Annotated in this window: 1 pseudogene; it reads left to right on the top strand. The window is 58.6% G+C overall.

What is annotated here, in order from left to right:
• Positions 1–232, top strand: a pseudogene (locus QP415_RS13110) (hypothetical protein); the annotation flags it as partial.

Genomic DNA, 232 nt, shown 5'->3' with positions numbered 1-232 from the left:
AGCGTCCCATGCCCGCTCCCATCGACGAGGCCGCCCGCGTTGTTTCACGCCTGTCCAAATATGGGGCGGTTGCTGTCATGTCGTGGCTGGTTGAAGGCGATGGGGTTGAACCCGGTGTTTCTGGTCGGATTACAGCCCAGCGTTATGTGAACGGACAGCCGGAGGAAACGATTCCTGCGGGTGTTTTACTTGGTGCAATGCCACAGGCAACCGAGGATCTACTGCATGGACG

It is taken from the genome of Pauljensenia sp. UMB3104 (assembly GCF_030217285.1).
Lineage (GTDB): Bacteria > Actinomycetota > Actinomycetes > Actinomycetales > Actinomycetaceae > Pauljensenia.
The sequence above is the reverse complement of the archived record's forward strand: the minus strand, read 5'-3'. Positions and strand labels throughout refer to the sequence as shown.